This is a genomic window from Leptospira limi (genome assembly GCF_026151395.1).
In the GTDB taxonomy this organism is placed as follows: domain Bacteria; phylum Spirochaetota; class Leptospiria; order Leptospirales; family Leptospiraceae; genus Leptospira_A; species Leptospira_A limi.
Genome location: NZ_JAMQPV010000001.1, coordinates 1636027 through 1662050 on the forward strand (window position 1 = coordinate 1636027; position 26024 = coordinate 1662050).

The 26024-nt window shown below is 38.0% G+C and carries 18 protein-coding genes; 7 read left to right on the forward strand and 11 right to left on the reverse strand.

Annotated elements, in window-relative coordinates:
- Window positions 1–27: 27 nt before the first annotated feature.
- Window positions 28–5919 carry a TIGR04388 family protein gene (locus ND812_RS07575; protein ID WP_265374952.1) on the forward strand — a complete coding sequence of 1964 codons (5892 nt, stop codon included), beginning with the start codon at window positions 28–30 and terminating at the stop codon, window positions 5917–5919.
- Complete coding sequence (locus ND812_RS07580; protein WP_265374953.1) at window positions 5903–6553, forward strand: hypothetical protein; 651 nt, start codon at window positions 5903–5905, stop codon at window positions 6551–6553. The genes ND812_RS07575 and ND812_RS07580 overlap by 17 nt, the downstream gene beginning before the upstream one ends.
- 3 nt (window positions 6554–6556) lie before the next feature.
- On the opposite strand, the gene ND812_RS07585 is transcribed toward ND812_RS07580, so the two are convergent.
- Genes ND812_RS07585 through ND812_RS07595 form a run of 3 tightly spaced genes read right to left on the reverse strand, consistent with a single transcriptional unit; the run spans window position 6557 to window position 11720 of the window.
- Window positions 6557–8413 carry an adenylate/guanylate cyclase domain-containing protein gene (locus tag ND812_RS07585; protein ID WP_265374954.1) on the reverse strand — a complete coding sequence of 619 codons (1857 nt, stop codon included), beginning with the start codon at window positions 8411–8413 and terminating at the stop codon, window positions 6557–6559.
- Window positions 8410–10386, reverse strand: a complete 1977-nt coding sequence (locus tag ND812_RS07590) for a glycoside hydrolase family 5 protein (protein ID WP_265374955.1) — start codon at window positions 10384–10386, stop codon at window positions 8410–8412. Before ND812_RS07590 ends, ND812_RS07585 begins: the two co-directional genes overlap by 4 nt.
- A complete protein-coding gene (locus ND812_RS07595) occupies window positions 10383–11720 on the reverse strand; it encodes an O-antigen ligase family protein (RefSeq protein ID WP_265375924.1) in 1338 nt (445 codons plus the stop codon). The genes ND812_RS07590 and ND812_RS07595 overlap by 4 nt, the downstream gene beginning before the upstream one ends.
- Before the next feature lie 49 nt (window positions 11721–11769).
- Here ND812_RS07595 and ND812_RS07600 point away from each other — a divergent pair, with 49 nt between their 5' ends.
- Window positions 11770–13059 carry a glycosyltransferase gene (locus ND812_RS07600; protein ID WP_265374956.1) on the forward strand — a complete coding sequence of 430 codons (1290 nt, stop codon included), beginning with the start codon at window positions 11770–11772 and terminating at the stop codon, window positions 13057–13059.
- Window positions 13060–13149: 90 nt separating this feature from the next.
- Here ND812_RS07600 and ND812_RS07605 read toward each other — a convergent pair whose 3' ends face one another.
- Genes ND812_RS07605 through ND812_RS07615 form a run of 3 tightly spaced genes read right to left on the reverse strand, consistent with a single transcriptional unit; the run spans window position 13150 to window position 15867 of the window.
- A complete protein-coding gene (locus ND812_RS07605; RefSeq protein WP_265374957.1) occupies window positions 13150–14154 on the reverse strand; it encodes a hypothetical protein in 1005 nt (334 codons plus the stop codon).
- Between the two features lie 46 nt (window positions 14155–14200).
- A complete protein-coding gene (locus tag ND812_RS07610; protein ID WP_322113656.1) occupies window positions 14201–15259 on the reverse strand; it encodes a glycosyltransferase family 9 protein in 1059 nt (352 codons plus the stop codon).
- Window positions 15256–15867, reverse strand: coding sequence for a DUF4254 domain-containing protein (locus ND812_RS07615; RefSeq protein ID WP_265374958.1), 612 nt, complete (start codon window positions 15865–15867; stop codon window positions 15256–15258). The genes ND812_RS07610 and ND812_RS07615 overlap by 4 nt, the downstream gene beginning before the upstream one ends.
- 104 nt (window positions 15868–15971) lie before the next feature.
- Here ND812_RS07615 and ND812_RS07620 point away from each other — a divergent pair, with 104 nt between their 5' ends.
- Complete coding sequence (locus tag ND812_RS07620; RefSeq protein WP_265374959.1) at window positions 15972–16766, forward strand: NRDE family protein; 795 nt, start codon at window positions 15972–15974, stop codon at window positions 16764–16766.
- A 3-nt stretch (window positions 16767–16769) separates the two neighbouring features.
- On the opposite strand, the gene glyA is transcribed toward ND812_RS07620, so the two are convergent.
- Genes glyA through ND812_RS07635 form a run of 3 tightly spaced genes read right to left on the reverse strand, consistent with a single transcriptional unit; the run spans window position 16770 to window position 19707 of the window.
- Window positions 16770–18020, reverse strand: a complete 1251-nt coding sequence (glyA, locus tag ND812_RS07625) for a serine hydroxymethyltransferase (protein ID WP_265374960.1) — start codon at window positions 18018–18020, stop codon at window positions 16770–16772.
- Window positions 18017–18886: a lipoate--protein ligase family protein gene (locus ND812_RS07630; protein WP_108959582.1), complete on the reverse strand. Its 870-nt coding sequence runs from the start codon at window positions 18884–18886 to the stop codon at window positions 18017–18019. Before ND812_RS07630 ends, glyA begins: the two co-directional genes overlap by 4 nt.
- A complete protein-coding gene (locus tag ND812_RS07635; protein ID WP_265375926.1) occupies window positions 18883–19707 on the reverse strand; it encodes a rhomboid family intramembrane serine protease in 825 nt (274 codons plus the stop codon). The genes ND812_RS07630 and ND812_RS07635 overlap by 4 nt, the downstream gene beginning before the upstream one ends.
- 58 nt (window positions 19708–19765) lie before the next feature.
- Between ND812_RS07635 and ND812_RS07640 the strand changes: the two genes are divergently transcribed.
- The 3 genes from ND812_RS07640 to ND812_RS07650 all read left to right on the forward strand — a co-directional run bounded on the left by ND812_RS07640 (window position 19766) and on the right by ND812_RS07650 (window position 23851).
- Window positions 19766–20719 (forward strand): MBL fold metallo-hydrolase, encoded by a 954-nt coding sequence (locus tag ND812_RS07640; RefSeq protein ID WP_174705069.1) that lies wholly within the window; start codon window positions 19766–19768, stop codon window positions 20717–20719.
- 5 nt (window positions 20720–20724) lie between these two features.
- A complete protein-coding gene (locus ND812_RS07645; protein WP_265358466.1) occupies window positions 20725–23142 on the forward strand; it encodes a penicillin-binding protein 1A in 2418 nt (805 codons plus the stop codon).
- Between the two features lie 268 nt (window positions 23143–23410).
- A complete protein-coding gene (locus tag ND812_RS07650) occupies window positions 23411–23851 on the forward strand; it encodes a tetratricopeptide repeat protein (RefSeq protein ID WP_265374962.1) in 441 nt (146 codons plus the stop codon).
- Window positions 23852–23913: 62 nt separating this feature from the next.
- Here the strand turns inward: ND812_RS07650 and ND812_RS07655 are convergent, their stop codons facing one another.
- Window positions 23914–24627 carry a hypothetical protein gene (locus ND812_RS07655; protein ID WP_265374963.1) on the reverse strand — a complete coding sequence of 238 codons (714 nt, stop codon included), beginning with the start codon at window positions 24625–24627 and terminating at the stop codon, window positions 23914–23916.
- The gene (locus tag ND812_RS07660) at window positions 24593–26020 is read right to left on the reverse strand and encodes an MBOAT family O-acyltransferase (protein WP_265374964.1); all 1428 of its coding nucleotides are present in this window, start codon (window positions 26018–26020) and stop codon (window positions 24593–24595) included. Before ND812_RS07660 ends, ND812_RS07655 begins: the two co-directional genes overlap by 35 nt.
- Window positions 26021–26024: the final 4 nt, after the last annotated feature.

Consider the following 26024-nt stretch of genomic DNA (forward strand, 5'->3'; position numbering starts at 1 on the left):
GTTTACCTCTTAAATCTGAGGTTCTTTATGTTATCGTATCACATTTGGTTAAGAGCCATATCTATCTGTATCCTTAGTTATTATTTATTGAGTTCAAATGTTATATTTTCCCAAACATTGCAAGATTCCTGGAAGATCCCAAGTTATCAGGCAAATGAATATGCAGACTTATATGGAAGGTTGTATTTCTCCTCTTCTTTGCAAGATTGGGAAGAAGGTGTTGAGTCAGTTTTGACAGATGCGATTGTCTCCTGGCAGGCAGAGGCAAATTATCAGATCGACGAAATTTTACGAAAAGAAACAGGTGAGGATGCTTTTGTTACAAATGAAGGTTATGTGGATGAGAGAAGGCGATCCTTGTTTTCAGAAGCATCAGTTTTTTACACAGAATGGGAACGTAATCTAGTAAATGATTACTTTTTTAACAAAAACAGTTTTTTAGAAAAATTAGAAACTGGTAAAGTTGATGCCCTTTATTTCCAAAGAATTGGCCAAGAATCTATTTATGAATCATACACTCAGGAAGAGTTGTTGTTACATGAAAATCGGGAAAAAATCCTAAAGGCAGCTAATGAATGGGAATACCAATGGGAAAAAACAAAACAGGAAGGATTGGACTCTTTTGCATCTTCATTAGAAGCACTTGATGAAGATTATCTCAAATACATATCAAACCTTCAGGAGACAGAAAATCAATTCATTGGTAATTTAAATGCGATTGATGAATATAGGCAAACGGTTTATACGGCGTTGTCTTCTATGATCCAACAAATGAAGGATGGAATAGAAGGATCTTGTGAAATAACAACTGGATGTTTGTATCGAAACTATGACGGAAGTTACAACGAAGCGGGAAAAATATTTTCAAAGTTAATAACAGACATTTCAGAAGTCCTTTCTTCCAATGAAAAAGATCCTGATTTGTTGTTTACGAATGTGGCAACTAAAATGCGGGATTTTTTAGCAGATGAATCGAATAAAGCATTCGTCGAACAAACCTATTATAAAGATCGAATTTATACATACCAAACCGGCTTACAAATCAATTTAAACAACTCAAAGTCCAGTTTTAATTTAAGTGAGGCAGAATGGTTTTTGAGAAATCAAAATTACAATCAATTGTCAAGTGACGTTAAGTATGAAAATTGGGGTTACATTCCCGGAGATGTTGGAGCATTTGCAGGGATTCAAGATTCTGAATTACAATCATTTTTTCGTTCCATCCATAATGCTGATTATAATCAACTCACAGATATTATTAATGCAAAGTTGGGTGATGGCCGAAGGGTTCAAAATCTGATCAATGCTAATCTGTATACAGATGCTTTTCATTTTTTAAATAACTTTTCGATTATGGGTGTAGGTGTTCCATTCGAACAAGCATATCATGTAGAAGGGAATTTGATCTTAGATGGGAAAAGTAAATATGGATTTTGGCAAGCAGAACGAAATTTAACAATTTTTACTCCAGGGACATTTTCATACCAAATGGGTGCTATCGGTTATTCGGTTTTGTTTGAAATGTATGATGATACATCCTATAATACTTCTTTGTATTGGGATTCTAATTTTTCACAATTAAACCAGCAAAACAAAAGTTTTACGGATAAATTGTTACCTGCGATCACTCATTGGGAATCAAGAGTGAAGGAATATTCTGACAGTTTTAAAAACTGGACTAATGCTCGAGAAGGACTCATTGAGGAAGCAAAACTTGAATACCAGAAAAATCGAATTAACTTAGAGACTACTAAAGAAAATTGGTTACAAAAGTTAGAACTTGAAAATGAGAACGGTTGGAAATCCTGGAGTGAATTCTATGAAAAAGGGGATGTAACAACAAATGTTTCCAATTTCGAACCATTACAATTTGAATCAAACTTTAAAACGATCCAAGACCAAGGTAAACTATTAGAATTTAGAAACGAATCTCTTTTAGGGAATGATTTATCTGAAGTTAAATTTGGACAAAGTTCTTTGATTGAAACATTTCAAAGAACCGTAATTGGAGTCAATCAATACGCAAGTGTTGTCCAAATGAATCATGAACTTGAGGAATTCCAAAAGAAGGAACAAAACAAACTGATTAACCAATATGTGTATGGTTTAAACACTGAGGTCATCGGTGATCGAAAATTATCAAAAGAAGAAATGATAATAGTTGGTAGCGCGGATTATAAAAACTTAACAGATGAAGAAAAGAGTAATTTTGGGAAATGTTATGAAGATCCAACTATATCACAATGTAGTGGATTGTTAAAAAAGGAATATGTGGTTTCGGATCCAGGGAAAAATGGAAATATCACAATTAGTAAAGAAATCTACAATGGTATGTTAGGTTCTAGAAATCAGGAAGGCGAATATGAAGCCTCCATGTCCGTTGTGAGTAAACAAATTTCATTGAGTTCTATTGGTAAAATCCAAGGTGTCGATCGAAAAGATTTTTTTACCGAATGGACAGAAGAAGATTGGGAGGCCCTACAAAATAGAAAAAATCAAATTGCTGATACATTTGTGACTAAGTCATTAAAAAAAGACCAAAATCAGCTAATTACAAATTTAAACGCTATTGAATCATTGAATGAAAATAATTATAAAAAATATGTAACGAAAAAAGAATCACAAGAGAATATAGACTCTTTTGTACAAGACATGGCAATCGCGTATTTAACTGGTGGTGTTGCGGGAGTGAAGGCTTCGTTAAAAGGGAAAGTAGAATCATCGATTAATACTGAAATTGCAAAAGTTTGGATCAAAGCAACTGGTGGAGATGAAAACCAAATCCAATTGGCATCCATGGCAATTGATTTTATGAGGGGTCGACTTTCGGAAAGGAAAATTAAAGCTCGTGAACAATATGTTTCCATCAAAAATCCAATACAATCTATCGAAACGGTGGTTAGAAATACAATTTCTTATACAATCCAAGGCATTGATACACTAACGAATGGCTTGGGATCTGTCCCAATCAATTTGGCTATGTCTGGTATAATGGCACTGACAAAAGAATTAGCTGGCGAGAAAAAATATAACAAACTAAACCAACAAATTTCCGGTTCGAAAACAAGATTGGAAGAAATCAAAAGAAATGAGGATCAATTAATAGAATCTAGTGCTTCGATTTCTATTGCCCGAGCAACGGGTATGCCAATTGAAACAATTTCAAATTTAGTTGGAGACATTCGAGGGAAACAGAAAGCAAAAAAAGCAGATAAAGCCATGTCAAAAAATATCCTTTCAGATATTGGAACAAAAATTACTGGTGCCTTTGGAGGGATTCTAAAAACAGCAGTCGTCGCTATCGGGATACCGGAAGACCAAATTTATAGCATAATGTCAGACGCTCATAAATTTATAAATTCAGGTAACACAAATCGAAATTCAGATTCGATTAATAACTTTGGTTATACCTTGCAAACAATTGGTTTACAAGCTAATTGGACCAAATACCAAAGTTCAAATTTAGATCTGAAAAATAAGAATGCGGTAGCGACAGATATTGGAAAAACATTGATTGCTAAAGAATTATCTAAAGCATATGGAATTGACGAATCATTTGTAAGGCAATCATTGGATGCTGCTTATGGGAAATACCAAAAGAAAAAATTGGAAGGGAAAGCACAAAATTCAGCAATTAGACAAACGGTTGTTAATGCCGCATCAATTGCGATAACGATGGGTGCAAATGGGGTTTGGGGGAGCGCCAAATCCGCACTTTCAAAAGTTGGAAAGTTCGCAAATGTTTTAACGAAGGGTGTAATTCCAGCTACAGCACGAGTTGGCCAAGTGATCACTTCGACTATCTTACAAACTGCAGCTGGAAGTCATGAAGGTAAAAAAGGTGCAACAGCTGGCTTAATCAATGGTTCATTGTTAGGTCTGACAGATAAATTTGGGAAAATTCAATCAGGTTTGTTCAAAGGAATGATGCCAGGTATTGGAGTCACCTACTCAGAACAAAATGGATGGGGAGGTACTGTCGGCATCGGGAATTCAATCAATAATGTAAGTTATTCCTTGTCTGAAAGAGGAAACTCTTCCTTACAATTTTCACAGGCAATTGCAAAGGGTCTTCAATTTGTGACAGACTTTACATCCAATCAGAGTTATAAATTTGGCCTCAATTATAATCCGTCAGGTGAAGGTCCAAGGAATAATTGGAATTTCTCTATGATATATGATCTAAAAGGTTCCGGACTCAGTGGTAGTTTAGGATTTACTGATCCAAACTCAAAACTCGGAGCCATATCCAATATTGATCAAAATGGTCTTTCGCATACTTCAACCCTACAAGGAGTGAATCTCGGAACGAATTCAAATGATGGATTCCAACTGGAAGAATTCAATTTTGCCAATCAGAACATCAATATGGCGCAAGACACAAGTGATATTACCGATCAAAATGGGAATGTGATTGAAAATGAAGGTGATAGTCCTCTTTCCGATATAGCTAGTCAGATTGGGTTATTCGGTAGTTTATTGTTAGGTGGATTTGGTACTCTTAATTTACTGCGAAATAGAATAAGTGGAGGGAGTAGTTTCCTCCAAGTTGGATCGGATATAGGCAAAATGAATTTTGAATCCAATTCAGATCGGTCTATCCTTCGTCGTTTCACCGACCCAATTCAAAAAGGATTGTTTTGGTTTGGTGAATCTGTTAGCAGGTATTCTGATTCGTTTACCCCAGAGCCATCCAACCAGAAAGTTGGAAATTCAAAAGTACCCTTATCAGCAAAAGAAATAGATCGAATTTCCAAATTAAAAACAAGTATCATCGATGATTATAAGAAAGACTCAAGGTTAGATACAGAAAAAAAACTCTACGAATTGAAACAAGCAGGAGTGGATACAACAGAAATCGAAGCGGCAATCAAAGTAAAACGTGGTGGAAAAGATGTTCCTATGTCTAAAGCAGTCGAAAGGTCCTTCAATGAATACAAACGGTTACGCGAATCTCGTTCAGTTCGTCCCATCGGGTCCGAGGTTGTGGAATATGTGAGTTCCAGTGACGCTCTCTCCAAGGTGAACATCGAATTTGATCCAAAGAAGGAATCAAGTGAGGCGTATGTAAAACGATTGGGAGATGAAATCTGTAAATATTCACAAGATGTTGACCTTTCTACAAATGAACTTGTATCCTTACATTCCGCAAATGTAGCCAAACTCCTTGGTGACAATCTGATGAACAAAATAAAATACAATCAATCCCAATTAATTGATGGAAAAGAAGACGTATCTGCTGTAAATACAGTAGATGAAAATGGTTTTCGAAAAATTTCGGAGACAGATTGTATCCGGTACATAGGTGCCGTGTTATTTGGTGCGGGATTAACGGAGAAAGGGAGTTTTGCAAATTTAAATTCAGATGTATACTTAACTCCCGAAGAAATGGAACGTATGGCTTCTGAATATAAGGCTGGTTATGTTCACAAAAATGGAGTGGAATACTTCCGACAAGCTGGTAGTTTTTCAAACTTAATCTCAGAAAGACTCACAACGGAAAGTGAATTGAAATCTCATAAGGCGAAAGGTGTCATCCCAGATCTAAAGGTTGGTACCATTGGAATCACGAGGAAAATGGAAACAGTTGAAGGAACAAAACGAGATGCGATGAAATCAGATCATATCTATATCATCATCGGAAAAAAATTCAATCCTAACTTAGGAGTGACGGAATACCTGATCTCGGAATCAGCTGGGGGAAAAGGTGTACAAAATCGTTGGATCAGGGTAGAGACGAATGCAAGGATTAAAGAAATATATCATAGTAAATTATTGGGAGAAAATTTTTCTGCTACTGAAATAAAAATAAAAATGAAAAATTTCAAACTTCCCAATAGTGAATCGGATTACTTAACTCGCTCTGAATTTTATGAATTAAAGCCACAATCACGAGAATTGTATGAAAGTTCTAATTAGAATTTTAATAATTGTAATGCTAAATTTCATTCTGCAATGTAAGGAAAAAGTAGAATTGGAAGTTGAAAATGATAACCCATTTTATATGGAACTGGAGAAAGGATGTATCAAAAAGACTCCATTTCAAAAGATTGCAGATGGTTGTATTCAGATAAAAGAAAACTTACTATGTTATCAATATATGGAATATTTAAAAAAATCTAGATTAGATAAAATATTCTATAATGGAGATTGGTATAGTAGCGATATACAGTCGTTTCGCTATCTCATTGATCAATTTGGAAATATTAGAGTTCTGCGAGGCGGTCCCGATCGTGTCCCAAACGATTTGTCCGGGCATGGAAAATTACAACGTAGAAATGACCAATGGTATTACCATCATTCCTGTGAAGATGAATTTTGTGAAAAAGTTGAGATGGAAATAGTGAGCATTAGTTGTTATGCGGGATATGATACAAATATTAGAGATTATATCTTAACACTAACGTTGGAAAATGGCGATTTCATTAGAGAAGACGAAAGTATTGGCAATAAGTATAAAGAAATTACGCTTATAAAAGTGATTAATGATAAACCTCAAGTTACCAATGGTTTTGTTTCCACCAAAGTACCACCAATCCCAGAGAAACGTTAATCGTCACACTTTCCAGACATAGACAAAGTCAGTACGATTGGCCCAGGGAAGTGGGAATTCCACTTTCTTTAGTTTGATTTCTCCTTGGCGTAAGTAGTCCCGAATTTCTTTGTCCCTAAAAATGGTTTCGCTGAATGATATTTCGCCTGAATTTGCAACTGACTGCAGTTTTGCGGTGTAATTCACCGTGTTGCCGAAGTAATCAATATTGCTATTTAAATTTACAGCCAAACAATTTCCAGTATGTATGGAAATCCGAATGCGAACAGGCGTATGTTTGTTTTCTGGATGGAACCATTCTTGCATTTCCTTTGCTGCCTTTAATGCTTGGAGAGGTGATGAAAAACTTGCCATCACTGCATCACCAATCGTTTTTACAACGACACCTCTGAAATTTTGAATGATTTGGTTTGTTTTGATAAAATGTTCCCGAACCTGCAAAAATGCGCCGTGATCACCTTCGGTTTCATAGAACTTAGTCGAGCCAACGATATCGGTAAACAAAATGGTTTTGATACCAATATCTAACTGTAGATTGGTGGCGATTGCTTCTTCTGAAAATAAATCGCGAAATTCTTGGTAATCAAATATTTCGGTTGGTCGTAAGCTAAATTGGTCTTCACTTCTTTCTTCTAAAATAATGGTAACATCATGTTCGGATTCATTTTCAAACACTAAGTTTGGTTTCGGACTTACTTTGATTTCTTCTTCATTTGTTTCAGGTAACCATAGTATATCTGTTTGGTGGTAGGATTGTTTGGAATCTACAAGTTTGTATTTTTTTTCACCTTTTTTTCGTAAACGATACACACCGGAACCAATGAGTAAATTAGCTGAAAATGATTTCCTTGCTCCAATTCTTTTAGTCAGTAAAATATGTTGTTTGGTTGCTGGTTCTGCTGCACAATAAATTTGTTTTTCTACAATACGTACACTTGGATGGATATGAAAGGTAACTTCTATCGAGTTGACTCCTGTCGTGTCAAAATCAATTTCACAAACGTCACATTGGTCTTTTTCTGGCATATCGCCCAATTTAGTGAGTGAAGTTCTAACACCTCTGCAGTGGGGACAAACAATATCCCAACTTAAAGTAAAAATACCAAGCCGGCATCCTTGCAAAAATAAATAAAGGATTTCATCTGGATCGAGGTCAAGGATACGGCTTACATGTTTGATCCGGATTCGATCAAGATCATTATCAGATGATAATTTAATCCATTCAAATACCTTGGTGATTGTATCCTTAGAAATTCCTTTTTGGATTAAAACAGGAATTTGTTTATCTAATTTTTCTTGGTGAATCCATTGGGCATCCGGAATGAATGTTGATTCCTTTGATGAATTCAGATTGAATTTTGGTTTTCCACGTTTGATTTCACTTTCAATTTGGTGGAATCCGTTTTGGAAGGAATCCTTAAGTCTTGGGAGAGCTATGTTCAAAATTTTTCGAGTGAAAAAATTTCTTGGTATAGCACCTAAATAAACATAAACTTTGGAACGCGATTCACCTAACGGTTCGACTATGATTTTAGTTCGAATGTAATGGGCAAAACCTCGTGAATAAATTCTAGCATTTCCTAATTCTTTTAGGTATTCCCATTCCCAAGGAACTTCTTCCCATTCAAGATGAAAACCGGCTTGTTTCGTTTTACCTATGAGTTTACCATCCTTTTCTACGTATTGGAATTTTGGGAGACCTATACGTTTGTTAAAAGAAGAGGTATCAATGAGAAATGGCCAAATTTCTTCGCGTGTGACGGACAAATCAAATTCCCAGAGACAATCAATCGGTTTCCCTTTTGATTTCCACGAATCTTCCCATGGGTATTTTTGAATGATGGTATTTAAATCAATCATAATGGCCTAATCGTAACCGAGGATTTCCCTCCATTTCCTTTGACTGTTAATTCTCCATTTGTTTCGGAAATTTTTTCCGCATTGGAAAGTACAAGGTGTACGCCATTTGGGTAAACGAATCTAGGTATTTTGATCAAAGTTGGATTTTTTATGGAAACATCTGAATCCCATTCCAAAATGAATTCTCTTGCATCTAATTTGTATTCCATTTTGGTTGGAGTCCCTTGGATTCTGGCAGCATAAGGTCGACAAAATCCTTCAATAGCCCTTCCACCTCCACCATAGACATCTGGGTCTGAGCCAGGGATGATCTGGTCAAGGGAGAAGATACTTAGGTCTTCTTGGTTCCAACCATCACCTACCATCAAATCATTCTGATTGGAAGCGGTATAGTTCCAGAGTGTGTTTGATAAAAATAGTTTGTCCATGGCATTGTACATTGCATCCAATGCCATGACATGGCGTTTCCAGATTTTAGGAGAATGATTGCCTTTTTTCCATTCCTTGTATGCTTTCCCCCCTTGCAAATCAAATGGGATTCCAAATTCGCCTACAAGACTTGGAATTTTACCTGGAACTGAATCGGCTGTATTTTTAATTCTTGTTAGTTGGCGTATATACATTGCCTCTATCCCTGACTTCCAAAATACGGGTCGTTTGGTAAGTGTATCAATTGCGATCGGATACAAAAACGTTTTGAATAAAAGGGTTAGGATATCATACCAATGTGCAGCGTTCACTGAAAGTTTTGGAACTTCTCCATTTAAGTGGGGGTGAGTGAATGCGTCGGAAGCTTCTCTTTCAATGAAAACCATCCAATCACTCCGAATGGCTTGGATAGTTTTCCCAACAGATCGCATAAATGGAATCAGATAGTCTCTATCAAAATCAATTTCTTTCCCATTCACCTTTTGGAAAAAATCATTTTTTTCGATAAAAGGAGTTCCATCTTTAGTGATGGTATAAGCTCCTTCTAATTGAAAAGGATCCCCTGGTGATTCAGGTAACCAAATCGAAGTTTGGTTTTGGTTAACCGTAACTGTTTTTGTAGGAACAAAACCACCTTTCCAAACTTTAAGAGTCAGGTAAGGTAAGTCAATGGAATGGCCATGGGAAGAGAATAATGCATCAATCGGGGACCAAGCAAGTCCAGGTTTGGATGGGTCTTCTTCTTTATTGATAAGTCCACGATCATTCATGGCACGACCAATAAATCCCTTGCCTGGTTCGTTTAAAGAATCAAAACCCAATACAAAATCAAATTGTTTGATTCGTTCAGCGATTTGAATCATACAACCAAGGTAGTGGTCTTGTAAGTAATCTTGGACATTTTTCCCATCAATGAGGAAATTGGGAGCAAAGTCCCTGCCTCCAAAAAATAAAGTCCACAAAATTCCATTGCCAGCATAACGGTAATTTTGTGACCAACACATCGTAGGATAATTGTTTTCTTGCCGAATGCCTGGATTGGAATAATCATACGCACGTTGCATTACAATTGCCGTATCTGCTTCCGATAGTTTTTTGTAATCGATTCCTATCTTTTCAAAGATCCAACCGGGAGCACCATCTCCACCAGTCATTCTTGACCAAACATCTTGGTGAAAATCGATAAAAACATAAAATCCGTATTCACCAGCTAAACGAACAATTTCTGTAAAATAATCTAAGTAAGCTTCATCATATTGGTTTGGACCTTTGTGTTCCACTGCTTCCCATGTGGTTAACAAACGTAAGGCATTAAATCCCCAAAGTTTTAATCTGGTAAAATGGGTATCGGCTTCATTTAAAGGAAAAGGTCGTCCTATAAAACTCACCTCCTCGTGATCTGAAAAATCGGTTGGAAATTGAGTTCCTCCATTTGGGTAAGGAACTTTTGTATCGCCACCTAAGTTTACACCCCGAAGGATTACTTTTCTTCCAAATTCATCAACAAACCATTCACCTTGGGGAGATAATTTTTTTAATGTCATGTATTGGTCCTACTTTCTTCGTTTCCTTTAGATTGTAATAAATTCAATTTTTCTTCTGCGTATATGTTTAGATATCCTAGTAAAAAATAAAATACAATCAGAACTTCATCGTCTTGGAAGTAACATTGTAATAAACCTGAAAAGAAAAATCCAACAAGACCATAGGTCATAAATCGAATTTGTTTTGGTATGTTTTGGTTTAGAAGAGTGTATAAAATGCTACCAAACAAAAATAAATAAAATACGGTCTGTGGGAATCCAAATACAGCTGTTAAATGAAAGTAATCGTTATGCGCATGGCCTCTTTGTGTTACTTCATAAAAAAAAGCGAGTTCTCGGTTTTCTTTTTCTTTCGATTTTCTAGAAACTTCGATTTCCTTTTGGTAATTTCCTGAACCAATCCCAAAAACAGGATTTGCCTCAATCAGTGGAAACGTTGAATCCCAAATAAATGTTCTACCTGAATCCGTATGTTTTTCTCCGCCAAACAATGGGTCGACGACTCGTTTGACCGCATTTGTGCTTAGGTATCCGATAAAAAGGAGAATCAAAAAAGCAAAAATGGCGAAACTGGTTCGTTTGATTACTTTTTTGGAAATGTCTTTGTCGATAAAAATAAGGATATAGATTCCAAACAATACACTTACGAGTGCACCGAATAAAGAAGACCTTGCATTATTAAATAAAAATACAATGGAGACAAGAAGAAGTAATACCGCATCGATTGTGATTTTGGTTTTTGATGATTTATTATACCAAGAATCGTATAAACGAAATACAAAACCTGGGAAAATAAATGCAAGTAGTCCACCAAAAGTCAAATGGGTATTCATGAGTCCAATAGGAAGATAAATATTTAGTTTTCCAATGTTACCGTAATGGTGTTGGTAAGGCCAAGAACTAGATGTTTTATACAAATCGGAGATAAGCCTAGATAAACGAGTCATCGAAAAGATAGAAATAAATCCAGAGACAACAATTAGAATAGAAAAGATAAAGAACGATTTATACAAATAAGTCCTATCTTCTTTTTTGATTCCTTGCACTGATACAAAAGCAGTTACTAAAAAGATATCTTTCATTTCGTCGCGGAATGCGTGTTTGATGGAGTTGACATCAAAACCATCACCAGCGAAATGATACAAAACAGTTACAATTTGCCAGAGGTAAAAAATAAAAAGAATTTTGACTATTTGGCTTGAGAGTTTGGGTTTTTCCTCGAGGAAAAGGAAAAAAACAAAAGATAACAATAAGAAAAGTTGGCTAAGAGAAACAGAAAGGGCACAGGAAATGATGGACAGGGCAAGAAACGAACGATAGAGTCGGTAAATCATAACTTTGGATGAGAGTAATCCTTTTCTCTCATTTGTAAAGAGGTAACAGTTGCGAGTTTTATATTTTTCCGACACTTTTTTGCCAAAAACCGATGGGGTTGCTGTTTCCATTAAGAATTTTTCAGAGCTTTTGGCTCTCAGAGGCCACCAATTTTGCATTTGTGCTCCCAAGTATGGGGATGGGGACTTTGATCGGATGACTGACAATATCCAAGTGATTCGATTTCGATCGGGGTATTTGCCAAGTTACCCAGATATTAAGGTGGTTTTACCTTCTCCTGGAAAAATCAAAAGGATCATTGAAGATTTTAAACCCGATCTCATCCATATTCATACACCGGGACTTCTCGGTCTTTATGCGGTGAATGCAGCGGAACGATTTGGGGTTCCTACTATTGGAACCTATCACACACTGATGGCAGAACAGGAGATGTATGTTTCTTTTTACCGACTCTTCAAACTTGACAAATTATTTTTTAAAGCCAACAAATTTAAAAAAAAGTTAAACGTAGAAGAGTTGGATAAAATTGTAAAATTTGATAATTTCAACATTCGAAAAAAAATTATTCTAAAAATTTGTAATGATATCTATAATCGATGTGATGTGGTCATCTCACCTAGTCATTTGATCAAAGAACAGTTGATTGAATATGGCATCACTCGCCCGATCACAGTTGTTTCCAATGGAATGGACTTAAAACGATTCCAAGGAAAACCAAAAGAATATTTGAGTGGTGAAGCACCGAAGTTTTTGCATGTAGGACGAATTTCGTATGAAAAAAATTGTGATATCGTCATCAATGCATTCAAACTCATTCATGAACAATTTCCTAAAGCTACATTAACCATCATTGGAGAAGGACCAGCCATACCATCCTTACAACGCCAAGCAGAACACCTCGGCATTGATCATTCTGTTGAATTCAAGGGATTTATTCCGAATGCAGTTTTACACGAAGTATACCCACAGTATGATGTGTTTTTAACTGCTTCCACTATGGAAACACAAGGTTTGGTTGTATTGGAAGCGATTGCATGCGGTCTTCCTGCTGTTGGTGTTGATGCATTTGCACTTCCTGAACTCATCCGCCACGGTGAAAATGGTTTCATCGCAAAATCATTTGATGCAAAAGGAATTGCACAAGGTGCACTTGAGATCGTTCGCAATCCAAGTTTGTATTCAAAGTTTTCCAAACATTCCATTCACGTTGCTTCTGGGCATGAAATGGAAAAATGTGTGGATGCAATGGAAGAAGTGTATGGAAAAGTCATTGAAGCAATGAAAGGTAAAGTGAAAAAGACTACGATTTTCGATTTGTTTTTTGATTTTATGCAATAACAATTCCTTTAAGGATAGAATCTCGTTTTCCTTTCACTGCCTGAATGATGATGGACTTATTGGAATGGAATTTAAAGACCAAAATGGAAACTAATCTTGGTTCGGGAGTGGGTAAAAAACGACGGAACGCACTTGTTTTCCTTCTTCCGTATCTTCGTAAATGACTTCAGCTTGTTTGGATCTTGCTGGAATATACATTTGGATCGTTTCTACTAATTCATACACACTAAGTGTATAGTCGATTGTTTTGATTGCGAGTTCCAGTGTGAGGAACCTATTTTTTTTAACGGTTTTGGTTTCAGTTTTTTTGGATATGATGAGCCATTTATAAAGCCTTGCAGATCGATTTGAATCTAGTAAATTCCCTAGATCAAGTTTAGCTGTTGGTAAAATAGCAGGTGTTTGGCCAAATCGGATTTCAATATTCCGTTGCCTTGTTTCTTTTAACCGTAAAGAAAGTTGTTTGTCGAATATTTCATCATCTATGTATTCGATGCGGTCACAAGTGGAATATACGGTTTCACAAAGGTTCCCATAATTTTTATGAAAAAAGAAAACTTGTAATACTTTTCCGTTTGTTGGATGATACAGTACTTTTGCGTTATAAGATCCCATCCTTCCGAATTTGACAAAAGATCGAATCCGTCTGTATATGTTATACGATAATCCAAATAAATCTTTTACAACAGGAATGTCTGTAAAACCGATCCCTCTTGTGGCGATGTAAAACGGTTCAAAACTGACATGACCATCTCGTTTTGCTATTTCACGAAGGTATTCTGCGATGGGCTCCATTCGTGATTCACTGAATGACATGGGGAAATCTAAAAAATCTACAACAACTTTCCCTCCACCTTTTCCAAGTTCTGTCCAAACTTCATCTAAGTATTTCCCATCTTCTGTGAACTTGATTTGTTTACAGATACCTTCTTGGCATTTGATTTGTTCTTCGAAGTCATTTTTGTTAGGTGATGGAAGGTCGACTTCTTGGAATTGGGAATCAAATTCTTGGGAAAAAAGAGGGGTAAACAAAATGGAGATAATGAGAAAAGGAAGGATAAATGCCAAACTCAAACGGAATAACTTTCGATTCACAGTTTTTTTCCTTCCCTTTCGTTCTTTATGATTTAAAGAAACCCAATTACCAGAGAGTGTTTACATTTTGGATGAGGCGAATCCTTCTCACAACGTCCAATGGATCGATGAGTTCCATACATGCGTGATCACCCCGCCAACATTTTGTATTCCCATAAATGGAACATGGCCTACATGGTAAGTCAACTTGTAAGACTCCTGAATCTTCTTGTGCAAATGGTCCAAATCCAGATAACGGATGAGTGGTTCCGTAAATACCAATGACTGGTTTTTTTAATAAGGCTGCAATGTGTACGTTAGAACTGTCCATTCCAATCATTACATCTAGACGGTCCATAATCCCAAGTTCCCCGCGAATCCCTAAATGACCACCTTGCACGATATGAACTTGTGTTAGGTTGTTTTTTAAGATTTCCAATTCCTTGGCTTCATCGCGACCACCGAATAAAAATACATGGCAATCTGGAAATTCAGAAACCAAAACTTCCACAAGGCGTTTGCATTTCTCAAAACTCCACTCTTTTAGTGCGTGTCCAGCAAAAGGTGCAAATCCAAACCACTGCCCATCTTTTTTATCGATGCCAATGGATTTAAAATAATCTTTGGCGAATATTTTGGATTCACCATCTACATTTAACCATGGACCTTTTCGAATTGGTGCATCAAATCCTGATTTTCGAAATACATTTAAGTAACGTTCCACTGTATGGGGGAGTTGGTTTAATTTTTTATTATAACGTCTTGTTTGTGCTAATTTTTCTCTACGACCTTTGATGATCTTAGAATAAGGCACACCTTTTAATCGGAAAAAAAAGGCAATGAGTCTGGAACGTAAAGAACCATGAAGGTCAATTACAGAACCAAAAGGACCGAGTTTATCTATGTCTCTGTACATCCTCCATAAACCGAGGATTCCTTTGTATTTTTTTAGATTGATACCTAAAACATTTAGGTTGGGGATATTGTAAAAAAATGGTGCGAAGTTTCCTCTTGTAACAACTGTTAATTGAATGTTGGAGTATTTTGCGGCGATTGCAATGAGAGCTGGTGTCATTAAAGCAACATCTCCCATCGCTGAAAACCGAAGTACAAGAAGGTTTGTCATTTTTGATTCTTATATAAAGATGGATTTAGATTTTGGTCATTATACATCTTCATTTGTCGGTATACTTTGACTCGTTTGATCCCTTTGGCATAATCATCAAACAATTCCTCTAAACATTGTTTTAAGTCTTCTCTTTGGTCGAGTAATACAGTTAACTTAGCTTGGCATTTTTCAATGTGTTCTTTGGTGGCAGATGAATCTTTCCGATTTACCTGTTCTTCCATATGGTAAATTTTTAATTCTAGGATACTCATTCGATCGAGTAACCAAGCAGGGGATTCGGAATTGAGTCTTGCATCTGGTTTTGGTCTCACCGTGTGAAACATCTCGATGACAAAATCATCCAACCTTTCTACCATATCAGTTCGGTCTTGGTTTAGTTTGTCGATTTTCCGTTTGAGAGCCACAACGTCTTCTAAAGCAATGTCTGGCCTACGGATTTCATCTTCGATGTGCCATTGGATGGTATCGATGTGGTTTTTTTGGTATAGTGTGAACTCTAAAGTTCCCTCAGGATAGGGATTGGGATGGGGGGCTTCTTTTTTATGCCAATCCAAAACAGATTCTTGGAAAATAGAGACGGCTTTTATGGCTTCCAATGCTTTCATATCGTAATGCAATTCACGTTTTCATATGGTTTTTGGGGTTCAATCCAAATATTTCTTAGGTTTTTCGCTTTCTTTTGCCAAAGCAAAAGATCTTTTGAAAAAAGATGTGTTTAGTTGGTATTGCCTATGGCATCCACCCAGATTTTCCTTTGGTAGTTGCCTCCAACCGTGATGAATTTTTTGAACGTCCCACCGAGGGGTTACATGTTTGGAAAACCGAACCCACCATCATTGCCGGTAAAGATCTAAAAGCGGGTGGGACTTGGCTTGGTGGGAACAAAGATGGGAAAGTTGCTTTCCTCACAAATGTTCGTAATTTCCGAAAACCCCACCATCCCAACCCAAAATCCAGAGGGGAACTTGTGATTCGTTTTTTAGAATCAAGAGACTCTGTATCTTCATCCCTTTATGCAAACGAAGTGAAGGCCAACCAGAACCAGTATGAAGGATTCAATTTATTTCTCTTTGATGGGAAGGAGGCGTTCGCGCTCGGTGGAGATCCATTTACCACCCAAAAAGTGGAGTTTGGGTTTCATGCGGTGAGTAATGCCAGTTGGGATACCCATTGGCCAAAAACAGAAAAACTTTTGTCCCAAATGAAACCATTGGTAACGAGATGGCAGGAGAAAAATATTTCCAAATCCGAAATCGAATGGGAACTTTTTCGTTCGTTAAATGATGCAGAACTTGTCAGAGAGGACGAGTCCTTACCAGATACAGGGATTGGGCTCGAACGGGAAAGGGGTCTTTCCTCTGTTCGCATCAAAACTCCTCAATATGGAACAAGAGCTTCCACTTTAGTATTTTATGGAAAAGAATCTGTCGAGATTGTTGAGAGAACGTTCTCCGATCCGTTATCCGATGGATATACGGAACGGAGAAATGTTTTGGTTAGGTAGGTTTTAGTCTTCCAATCGGAAATGTTTCATAGGGAAAGCATCTGTGATTTCTTTGACAGCTGCTTTTACCTTTGATTCCCAAGTCGCATCACCAAAATGATCTAAGTAATCACAAATCAAATTGCCAACGGCTTCGATTTCTTTTTCTTTGAGGCCTCTTGTGGTGAGAGCGGGAGTTCCGAGTCGGATCCCTGAAGCAACAGCAGGAGGGTTTTTATCAAATGGGATTGCGTTTTTGTTCACAGTCACACCGATATGATCAAGTCCATCCGCTGCATCTTTTCCTGTGAGACCTTTTACAGACACATCTAGTAAAACAATATGGTTGTCTGTTCCACCTGATACCACACGAAACCCTCGTTTTTGGAAAACTTCTGCAAGGACTTTCGCGTTTTTCACAACTTGTTTGATGTAGGTTTTGAATTCTGGTTGGAGTGCTTCTCCAAAGGCTACTGCTTTCGCAGCAATCACGTGCATGAGAGGTCCACCTTGGATTCCCGGGAACACTCGAGAATTGAGAACTTTTTCGTTTTCAGAAGAAGACAAAATGAGACCACCACGAGGTCCACGTAATGTTTTATGAGTTGTAGTAGTTACAAAATCACAAACACCAATAGGACTTGGGTGTTCACCAGCTACCACCAAACCAGAGATATGTGCAATGTCTGCCATGATTTTGGCACCAATGTCATTTGCAATTTCTCTGAATTTGTTAAAATCGATAATGCGAGGGTAAGCAGATGCACCAACAACGATGAGTTTTGGTTTGTGTTCTTTTGCTAGTTTTGCCACTTCATCGTAGTTGATAGTTTCTGTTTTTTCATCCACACCGTAAGGGATTGGTTTAAAATATTTACCACTGATGTTGACTGCACTACCATGTGTTAGGTGGCCACCGTGTGCCAAATTCATTCCAAGGAAACTATCACCCGGTTCTAGAGTGGCAAGAAATACCGCCATATTCGCCTGAGCACCGCTATGTGGTTGTACATTTGCATATTCGGCACCAAACATTTTTTTGGCTCTTTCAATAGCGAGTTCTTCTACTTTATCAGCATTTTCACAGCCATTGTAGTATCGTTTTCCAGGATAACCTTCCGCATATTTATTGGTCAGTGTAGAGTGGTAAGCTTCGAGAACAGGGCGAGAAACAAAGTTTTCACTCGCAATCATTTCGAGGGAATGTTCTTGTCTTTCGTCTTCTTTTTTTAGGGCAGCATAAACTTCAGGGTCTTGTTTTTGTAAATAACTCATGTCGGAATTTCTCTGTGGAGTGTGTATTCTGGATTTTGGTATTTCTTCTTGCGAATAAATTCAGATTCTCTGAGCACTTGTTTCCGAAAAGTAGAAAAGTCCCTTCCAAAGAAGGAAATGTTTGAAAAATCGGAGGGAAGTGGCTCTTCTAAATACAAAAATACTTCCCTAACCAAATCGATGGCCCACTTTTCTTCGGAAAAAAAACCAGGAATGGAGGTTAAAAAATCCTTATGGCCTCTTTCCTTTCGGTAATCTGGTTCTTCGGGTGGGTGGTGTAATACTTCGGAGACACGTTCAATGAGACTTTCTTCTAAAATGAGAGTTCCATGTTGAACAATACAATTTCGTTTTCGAAACTGTGCGTTTCCTGAGATTTTTTTAAAAACTCCATCTTTTTCTAACACAAGGTCTGATTTGCCTTTGGCAAAAGAGTTGATGTTTTGGTGGGAGAGGGATTTGGAAATGATTCCTAAAATACGGTCGTAACTTTCTTTGACAGGGAATAATTCCTTTCGTTCCTCTAAGTTAAAATAAAGCGAATAATTGATATTCCCAGAAAGGGAATGGAAAACTGTCCCTCCCCCCGAGGCACGCCTAGCGATGTAACAGAAGTTTGGTTTTGGTTTTTTCCCAAATCCAAATGACCTTACTTCATTCTCATAGGTTTTCACTACATTTTCTTTGATATTGCGGTAAGGATTTTCAGAAAGCCCAAGGATGATGGAATCCGGATTTTTCCATAACCTGATCCCTGCTGTGATCCCAGAACTTACCATTTGGATGGCAACGGATTCTTCAATCGCCAAATTGTAGTAAGGCGATCTTGGAGGAGTAGGGGGAAAGAAAAAAACTTTTTTTGTCACTCGTTGAAGTATTTTTGTGAGGCTTCGTTTAAAAACTTACGTTCTTTTCGGGATAAAGACTCCATTCCGTTTTTCGAAATTTTTTCCAGGAGTTCATCCACTTTGGTTTTGGCATTTTCTCGTTTTGCCATTTCTTCTTGGTACCGCATAAACCTACGTTTTTGTAGGTAACGAGAAAGTGACCAAGTGGGAAGGGAGGATTTTGTGCCTTTCCAACCTGTGTACAATTTCATAAGGATGAGTCCGCCGATCGCCCCACCCAAATGAGCAAAGTGTGCGACTCGTTCTCCTTGTGCAAACAGTACCATAAGCATCACAATCATCACAAAGTATTTGGCTCGCATGGGAAAAATGAGAAATACCAAAAGTTCGCGGTTTGGCCATGTCATCCCATACGCAACAAGAAGTCCGTAGATACTGGCACTTGCTCCGACAACGACACCTTGTGGGATTCCAAAATATTGTGCTGTGATGGTTCCAATCCCACCGAGTAGGGCAGTGAAAAAATAAAATTTGAGAAAGGCACGTTCCCCCCAAATTTCAGCAAGTTCTGAACCAAACATCCAAAGGCTCAGCATATTGATTAGGATGTGCATAAAACTTCCGTGTAAAAATGCATAACTCACGAGTTGCCAAACCCATCCTCGGAACACAAGTTCGGGTGAGAGACCCAAATAGAGTTCCACAAAGGGAGTGTGGAAGCTTAGTTTTGCCAAAAGTTGCAGAATGAAAAAGATGACATTGACTAAAATCAGAGTTCGGACAACGGGAACCATAGGTGGTCCAAATCGGAGTTCATATCCTGGGGTACGAGAGGCCATAAATTCAAGGTCGTAAATCTTGAGTGACAAGGAAAGTCGATTTCCTAGCATCGAGGAAGTGATTGTGCAACTCTACGGAGTCCGCGGTTCCATTGCGAGCCCACTCCGAAACCAAGACTACCGCAAAAAAATAATCGAGATTCTGGACCTCTACAAACAATCAGGGGCCGTGGGATCTGTGGATGAGTTTTGGCAAAATCTTCCCTACCACTTAAAATTTGTCACAGGATCTGACACAACCTGTGTTTCGGTGACCGATGATGATGGCCAAACCTATGTTTTGGATATGGGGACGGGACTTAGGAATTTAGGTGACGAACTTGTTTCCGAATATTTCACAAATCAATTGAAAAAAACTGTCTCCTTCTTTATCACACATACCCACTGGGATCATATCCAGGGCCTTCCTTTTTTTAAGCCCATTTATTTCCCAGACTTCCATTTGCATTTTTATTCTCCTTATGCTGATTTAGAAAAACGATTACAAAGACAACAAGAACCAGAATTTTTTCCAGTGCCACTGGACGGAACAGGTTCTGCAAAAGAGTTTAAACTTTTTTTCCCTGGGGATGTATTGGAATTTCCATCGGGTCTCAAAGTAGAGTGTTACCCATTAAAACACCCAGGTGGTTCGTTTGCGTATAAATTCACAAACCGTGCTGGTAAAATTTTTATCTTTGCTACGGATGCAGAATTTACGGGGGCTGACATGGATCTAATCCATGACTGTTTGCCTTTTTTTGCGGATGCAGACTTACTCATTTTAGATACCCAATACACCTTGGATGAATCCTTTTCCAAATTTGATTGGGGTCACACGGCCTATACGATGTCCGTGAATTGTGCTTCTTCTTGGCGTGTGAAAAACTTAGTGCTCACCCACCATGAACCAAGTTACTCTGATGAAAAAATTTATGATATTTATGAAAACGCAAAACTCCACCAGCAGCAGTTAGGCGAGAAGAAATTAAAAATTCATTTAGCAAGAGAAGGACTTAGATTCCACTTATAATGACTATGAACAAAGAAAAAACACTTCGAATTACCATCACTACCTTCTTTAGTATTGCACTTCTGGGAGGACTCTTTTTTGGATACATTCTTTCCGAAGTGAACAAAGGGAAAGAATTACAAAAACTAGCATCTTACCAACCAACTACTCCAACTAAATTATATGATACCAATGGAGTTTTGTTTGCTGAGTTATACCGCCACAAACAAGAATTATTAAAATACAGTGATATTCCACCTCATGTGATCCATGCATTTTTATCAGTAGAAGATGATAATTTTTTCAATCACTTTGGTATTGATTTTTTAGCCATTGTAAGAGCTGCGATTAAAAACGTTTTTGCCGGCCGTATTGTCCAAGGTGGATCCACCTTAACCCAACAGTTAGCAAAAACCATCTTACAACAAAGGAAAAAAACCTTTGGACGTAAATTCCTCGAAGCACTTCTCACCTTACAAATCGAACAAGAATACACCAAAGAAGAAATCTTAGAAATTTATTTTAACTTAATTTATTTGGGCCATGGAACAACTGGTTTGTCGTCTGCAGCCAATGTATATTTCCAAAAAGATGTTAGAGACTTAAGTATCGCTGAAGCAGCACTTTTAGCAAGACTTCCTAAAGCACCTGTTACCTATTCCCCTTTCAAAAACCCGAAAGAAGCCAAACAAGCGCATATGGTGGTGCTTGGCCTCATGGCAAAAAATGGTTTTATTCCGAAAGACCAAGTAAAGAAAATTCACGATGATTTTTGGGAACGGTATTGGCCAGTTGTCATCACTCAATCACCATCTCGTTCCACTTGGGGTGCTAAACTCAACCGTGCCCCTTATTTTACAGAGTGGGTTCGCCAAATCTTAGAGAAGGAATTGGGAGAGGAGGCTCTTTACACAGGTGGACTCCGTGTTTATACCACACTTGATGTGAGAAAACAAGAAATTGCAGAAGAAGAATTACGAAAAGGCCTAATCGAACAAGACAAATCTGCATTTGGTGCAAACTTCCGTTATGCGGGGCGTGCCGATCGTGGTCTTGTTTCTTTATACAATTTGTTTGGTTCCATATTCCCTGTGGGTGTCCCATATGTAACAAGTTTGGATGACAGGCAAGTATTTCGTCTGCATTTAGAAAAAGAAATGGCACCGGCTCTGGAATTGTTAACGGATTTTATCCCTTCCGAAAACGAAAGTGCAGCAGTCAAAGAATTCCAAAGATCCTCTCTTGTATTTTCTTCCAACTTACACGTAGAAGGTGCTATCATTACCATCGACCACCAAACTGGTTATATCCAAACCATGGTGGGTGGTTCAAGGTTCTCTCCTAAAAACCAATTTAACCGTGCGATGCAAGCAAGACGCCAAACAGGTTCTGCATTCAAACCATTTGTTTATGCAGCTGCTATCCAAAACCGTGCTGTTGGATCGGGAACAGGGATTATGGATGCACCACTTACCACCATTACGGAAGAAGGGGAAGGGTATTCGCCTCAAGACATTTCTGGTGATTTCCGAGGTATGGTTCCTCTGTCTCGCGCACTCTCTTTATCCTTAAACATTGTGTCGGTGCAAGTTCTCATGCGAACTGGGACCGATTCCGTCATTGATTTTGCCTCCAAAGTCACAAAAACCAATAAAGCTAGGTTCCCAACAGGTCCAGCCCTGGCATTGGGAGTTGCAGAACTCACACCTTATGAAATGGCTCTTGGGTATTCTATCCTTGCAAACAAAGGAAAAGATGTAATTCCATTTAGTGTTCGTTATGTGCTAAACCAAAGTGGGACTGTTGTTTATAATAAAGAAAAGGAAGTCCAAGAAACTTTGGCTGAAGAAGCCAAAAATGGAACCATCCAAATCATTCCTGAAGCCACAGCATATATCATTAAACAAATGTTAATCGGTGTGGCAATGGGAGGAACACCAACCCAAGCCTTGCGTGCTGCAGACAAAGGAAATTATAAAGGGGAATCTGGCGGAAAAACAGGTTCTACATCTTCATATACCAATGTTTGGTATGCCGGTTTTGATCCAAAATACACATCCATTGTTTGGATGGGTTTTGATAAATCCTCTCTTTCTCTTGGAAAGGGAGTCACTGCTGCTGGTGTAGCGGCACCGATTTGGGGGAAAATGTATTCGCGTTTTTACAACGAAGGGCCTTATCCAAGTTTTTACCCCAATGGCAAATCGGATGAAATTCCTGCCGATGTGGTCAAAGGGGCCACTTGTGCGTTTAACGGACTTTCACCAGGACCAAATTGCCCTCTCACTGGAAATTTATTCTTAAAACCAATTACGATTGCAGGCCGTACCTTGTCTGTACCTGGTGGACGGCAATGTGATGGGGACAGAGACCACTATAGATCGATGGATCTAAATGACTTCTTACAACGTGAATTGGAAATCTCTGACGACGAACTGAAGTAAGTCCCCGTTCTAAATCCACTTTTCAAACCTTTCGTATGAGAACCAAATCTCTTCTTTTTCGGCAAAGGAAGGAGGGGGATTTGGTTTGTTTTCCCTTTTTTTTTTAGGCAATTTCTTGCAAACCACTCAATCTGCGTAATTTTTCAGCAGTTTGAAGGGCCCAAACCATTCCGAATCTTCGTAAAAGGCAAATCTAAGCGGTTTTAGAGGGATCTCATGTTGGCACGATAGTTGCATCTATTCTCATGAACAGCAGTTCGGAGGGAATATGAAAAAACTACTCTTAACCATCATTATCTTAGCGATCAACTTCTCAGTGAAAGCTGGAGAGTCTTCTTTTTTGAATGATGATGTAGCCTCCCTCATTGGCCAATACGATAACGAAACTTTGGCTGCCATTTCCAATGAACTTGTGAAAATGGCGAACGAAGAAGAAGGAATGGGAGAGTTTGATTTAGCTTCTACTCATTATGACCGTGCAATTAAAATCCGTGAAGCAATCGGTATGAAATCCCATAAAAGTTTTGCTTCGATCCAATACTTAGCAAGCCAAGCGTATTCAAAAGCTGGTAACTTTTGTGAAGCTTCTACTTATGCAAAAAAAGCAAGTGATGCTTTCCGTGCACATGGAATTTCTAAATTCGAACACAAAGCTGAATTGGAATCAAAACAATTTGCAAAGGCTTGTGCGGTGGTGGCTGTTCGTTAAACAAAACTTGTTGTTATGATTCTTTCTAGAGATGGTTACCCTTTTTTGATTCTTCCTTCGAATCAATCCAACTTCACGTGATGATACACGTGGGGTTGGAATTCTTTTTTCCCATACTTACGTATCGCAATTTCCAATAATCTCGTTTTTTCATATGGGATGTCTGATTCCCAAGCAATCCCAAAATTGGCTTCTGTATAACCAGATTCATATTGAAGTGGGTATAAAGATTTTCCGTCATAATAATAGAGTAGTTTATGTTCGAATTTTTTTGTGGAATCGACAACAAAGACCTCGCATGGAATCCGATTTGTGAATTGTTTAGTGATTTGGATTTTAGTTTGTTCCAATCGACATTCTTTTACATTCAATTCTTTTGTTGTTAAAAGGACCCATTCCTTTGATTTCTCAATGGAACCTTTCCCAATGATTTGGCGAAATTGGAAGTGGTCTTTGTATACCTTCCATTCTCTCCAAATTTTTTTAAATTCGAGAATTGGTTCGATGTAAATGGATTCCGTCCAAAAGAGTTGGAAATCTTTTGATCCCATCGCTGATTTTTTTTCAGCAGGCCTTTTGTATGACCCAAGGAGTAAGTCTGAATCTTTTGGAAATTCTTTCGGTAAAGTCCGAATCCATCCAAGTTTTGGTGTGCAAAAGAGTGGGAAAAAAAACACCAAAAGAAGAAGGAATTTCTTCTTTTGGTGTAGAACTAAAGTCAAATTGGAATTACAATTTGATTTAGAATTGGAAGTAAATAAAATCTTGTCCACCATCTCCAAAAATTCCGAGTAAAAGTAAGATTACGACGGATAAAATGGGGAGTAAAATATTTTGAAAGGGTTTTAGTTTTTCATACACAAACGGTGAGTATTGGAACCAGTTGAACATAAGTCCTAAGGCAATGAAGGTGGGAAGTTCATCAACTCGGCTTAAGGTATCTCCAGTATTACGAAGGGTCAATACACCTTTAAAAATTTCATAAGCAACATTTAAGGATTCTGCTCCTCTTGCTGCTGCACGGAAAAACACTCCAGAGAATGTAAATACAATGAAGATCACAATGGTTCGTATGATTCCTGCAAGTGGGAAGGTATCTGGTATGAATTTCTTTTTGCCACGGTGGAGGTATAAAGACCTTTCGATCCAAATGAGAGCCCCTAAATACGCACCCCAAAGGACAAAGGCCCAATTGGCTCCATGCCACAACCCTCCAAGGCACATGGTGATAAAGGAATTCAAATTGGATCGGAAAATGCTCCCTTTACTTCCACCTAATGGAATGTAAATGTAGTCACGTAACCAAGAGGATAATGTGATGTGCCATCTGCTCCAAAGTTCTCGGAAAGACTGTGAAAAAAATGGACCTTGGAAGTTTTCTGGAATCTCATATCCCAGTAAATTAGCAGATCCTCTTGCCATATCCGTATACCCAGAAAAGTCACAATACACTTGGATCGCGAAGGCAAGGACACTAAAGAAAATCGAAAAACTATCGTATTTCGCGGGGTCTAGATACAAAGGAGAAATGATTGGTGCGATGTTTTCTGCAATGATGACCTTTTTAAACAAACCACCAATGATGAGGAATATTCCCTTTTTCATTCGGTCTTGGTCTATGGTGGGGTGGTCGAGTTGAGGGAGGAAATCCTGTGACCTCATAATCGGACCAGCGATGAGTTGTGGGAAAAACAAAATGAACAAGAAGTAGTCCACAGTGGACATTCTTTTTTCTATGATTCCGCGGTGGATGTCCACTTGTACAGCAATGATCTGGAAGGTATAAAAACTAATCGCCAGTGGTAAAAAGATGCTCCATGAGCCAGCAATTTCTTTGAAACTAGGATACCCCGTTAAAGAATATAATGAATCGGTAATGAAGTAAAAATACTTAAAGAACGCTAAATTAAGAACGTTTAAAATGACAATTGTGTATAAAACACTGTTGTGATTTTCTCCTTTTTCTTTTTTCCGAAACATCCATTCGCTAAACGCATAGTTAACAAGAATGACTAAAAGGAAGTGGAATAAAAAAGGAAAACTAAAATAGGCGTAAAAAATAAGAGAAGAAACCACAAGAAGGGGTTTTCTCCCCTTTTGTGGAATGTTCCAATAGATTAAATAGGTAAGCGCAAATAAAATTAAATACGGAATCGAATTGAATAACATGAAT

Coding starts and splice junctions, on each gene's coding strand:
- ND812_RS07620 (WP_265374959.1), top strand. CDS start 15,972: ATGTGTTTAGTTGGTATTGCCTATGGCATCCACCCAGATTTTCCTTTG.
- glyA (WP_265374960.1), bottom strand. CDS start 18,020: ATGAGTTATTTACAAAAACAAGACCCTGAAGTTTATGCTGCCCTAAAA.
- ND812_RS07575 (WP_265374952.1), top strand. CDS start 28: ATGTTATCGTATCACATTTGGTTAAGAGCCATATCTATCTGTATCCTT.
- ND812_RS07590 (WP_265374955.1), bottom strand. CDS start 10,386: ATGACATTAAAAAAATTATCTCCCCAAGGTGAATGGTTTGTTGATGAA.
- ND812_RS07610 (WP_322113656.1), bottom strand. CDS start 15,259: ATGACAAACCTTCTTGTACTTCGGTTTTCAGCGATGGGAGATGTTGCT.
- ND812_RS07645 (WP_265358466.1), top strand. CDS start 20,725: ATGAACAAAGAAAAAACACTTCGAATTACCATCACTACCTTCTTTAGT.
- ND812_RS07650 (WP_265374962.1), top strand. CDS start 23,411: ATGAAAAAACTACTCTTAACCATCATTATCTTAGCGATCAACTTCTCA.
- ND812_RS07595 (WP_265375924.1), bottom strand. CDS start 11,720: ATGATTTACCGACTCTATCGTTCGTTTCTTGCCCTGTCCATCATTTCC.
- ND812_RS07660 (WP_265374964.1), bottom strand. CDS start 26,020: ATGTTATTCAATTCGATTCCGTATTTAATTTTATTTGCGCTTACCTAT.
- ND812_RS07615 (WP_265374958.1), bottom strand. CDS start 15,867: ATGAAAGCATTGGAAGCCATAAAAGCCGTCTCTATTTTCCAAGAATCT.
- ND812_RS07580 (WP_265374953.1), top strand. CDS start 5,903: ATGAAAGTTCTAATTAGAATTTTAATAATTGTAATGCTAAATTTCATT.
- ND812_RS07655 (WP_265374963.1), bottom strand. CDS start 24,627: ATGGTGGACAAGATTTTATTTACTTCCAATTCTAAATCAAATTGTAAT.
- ND812_RS07635 (WP_265375926.1), bottom strand. CDS start 19,707: ATGGCCTCTCGTACCCCAGGATATGAACTCCGATTTGGACCACCTATG.
- ND812_RS07585 (WP_265374954.1), bottom strand. CDS start 8,413: ATGATTGATTTAAATACCATCATTCAAAAATACCCATGGGAAGATTCG.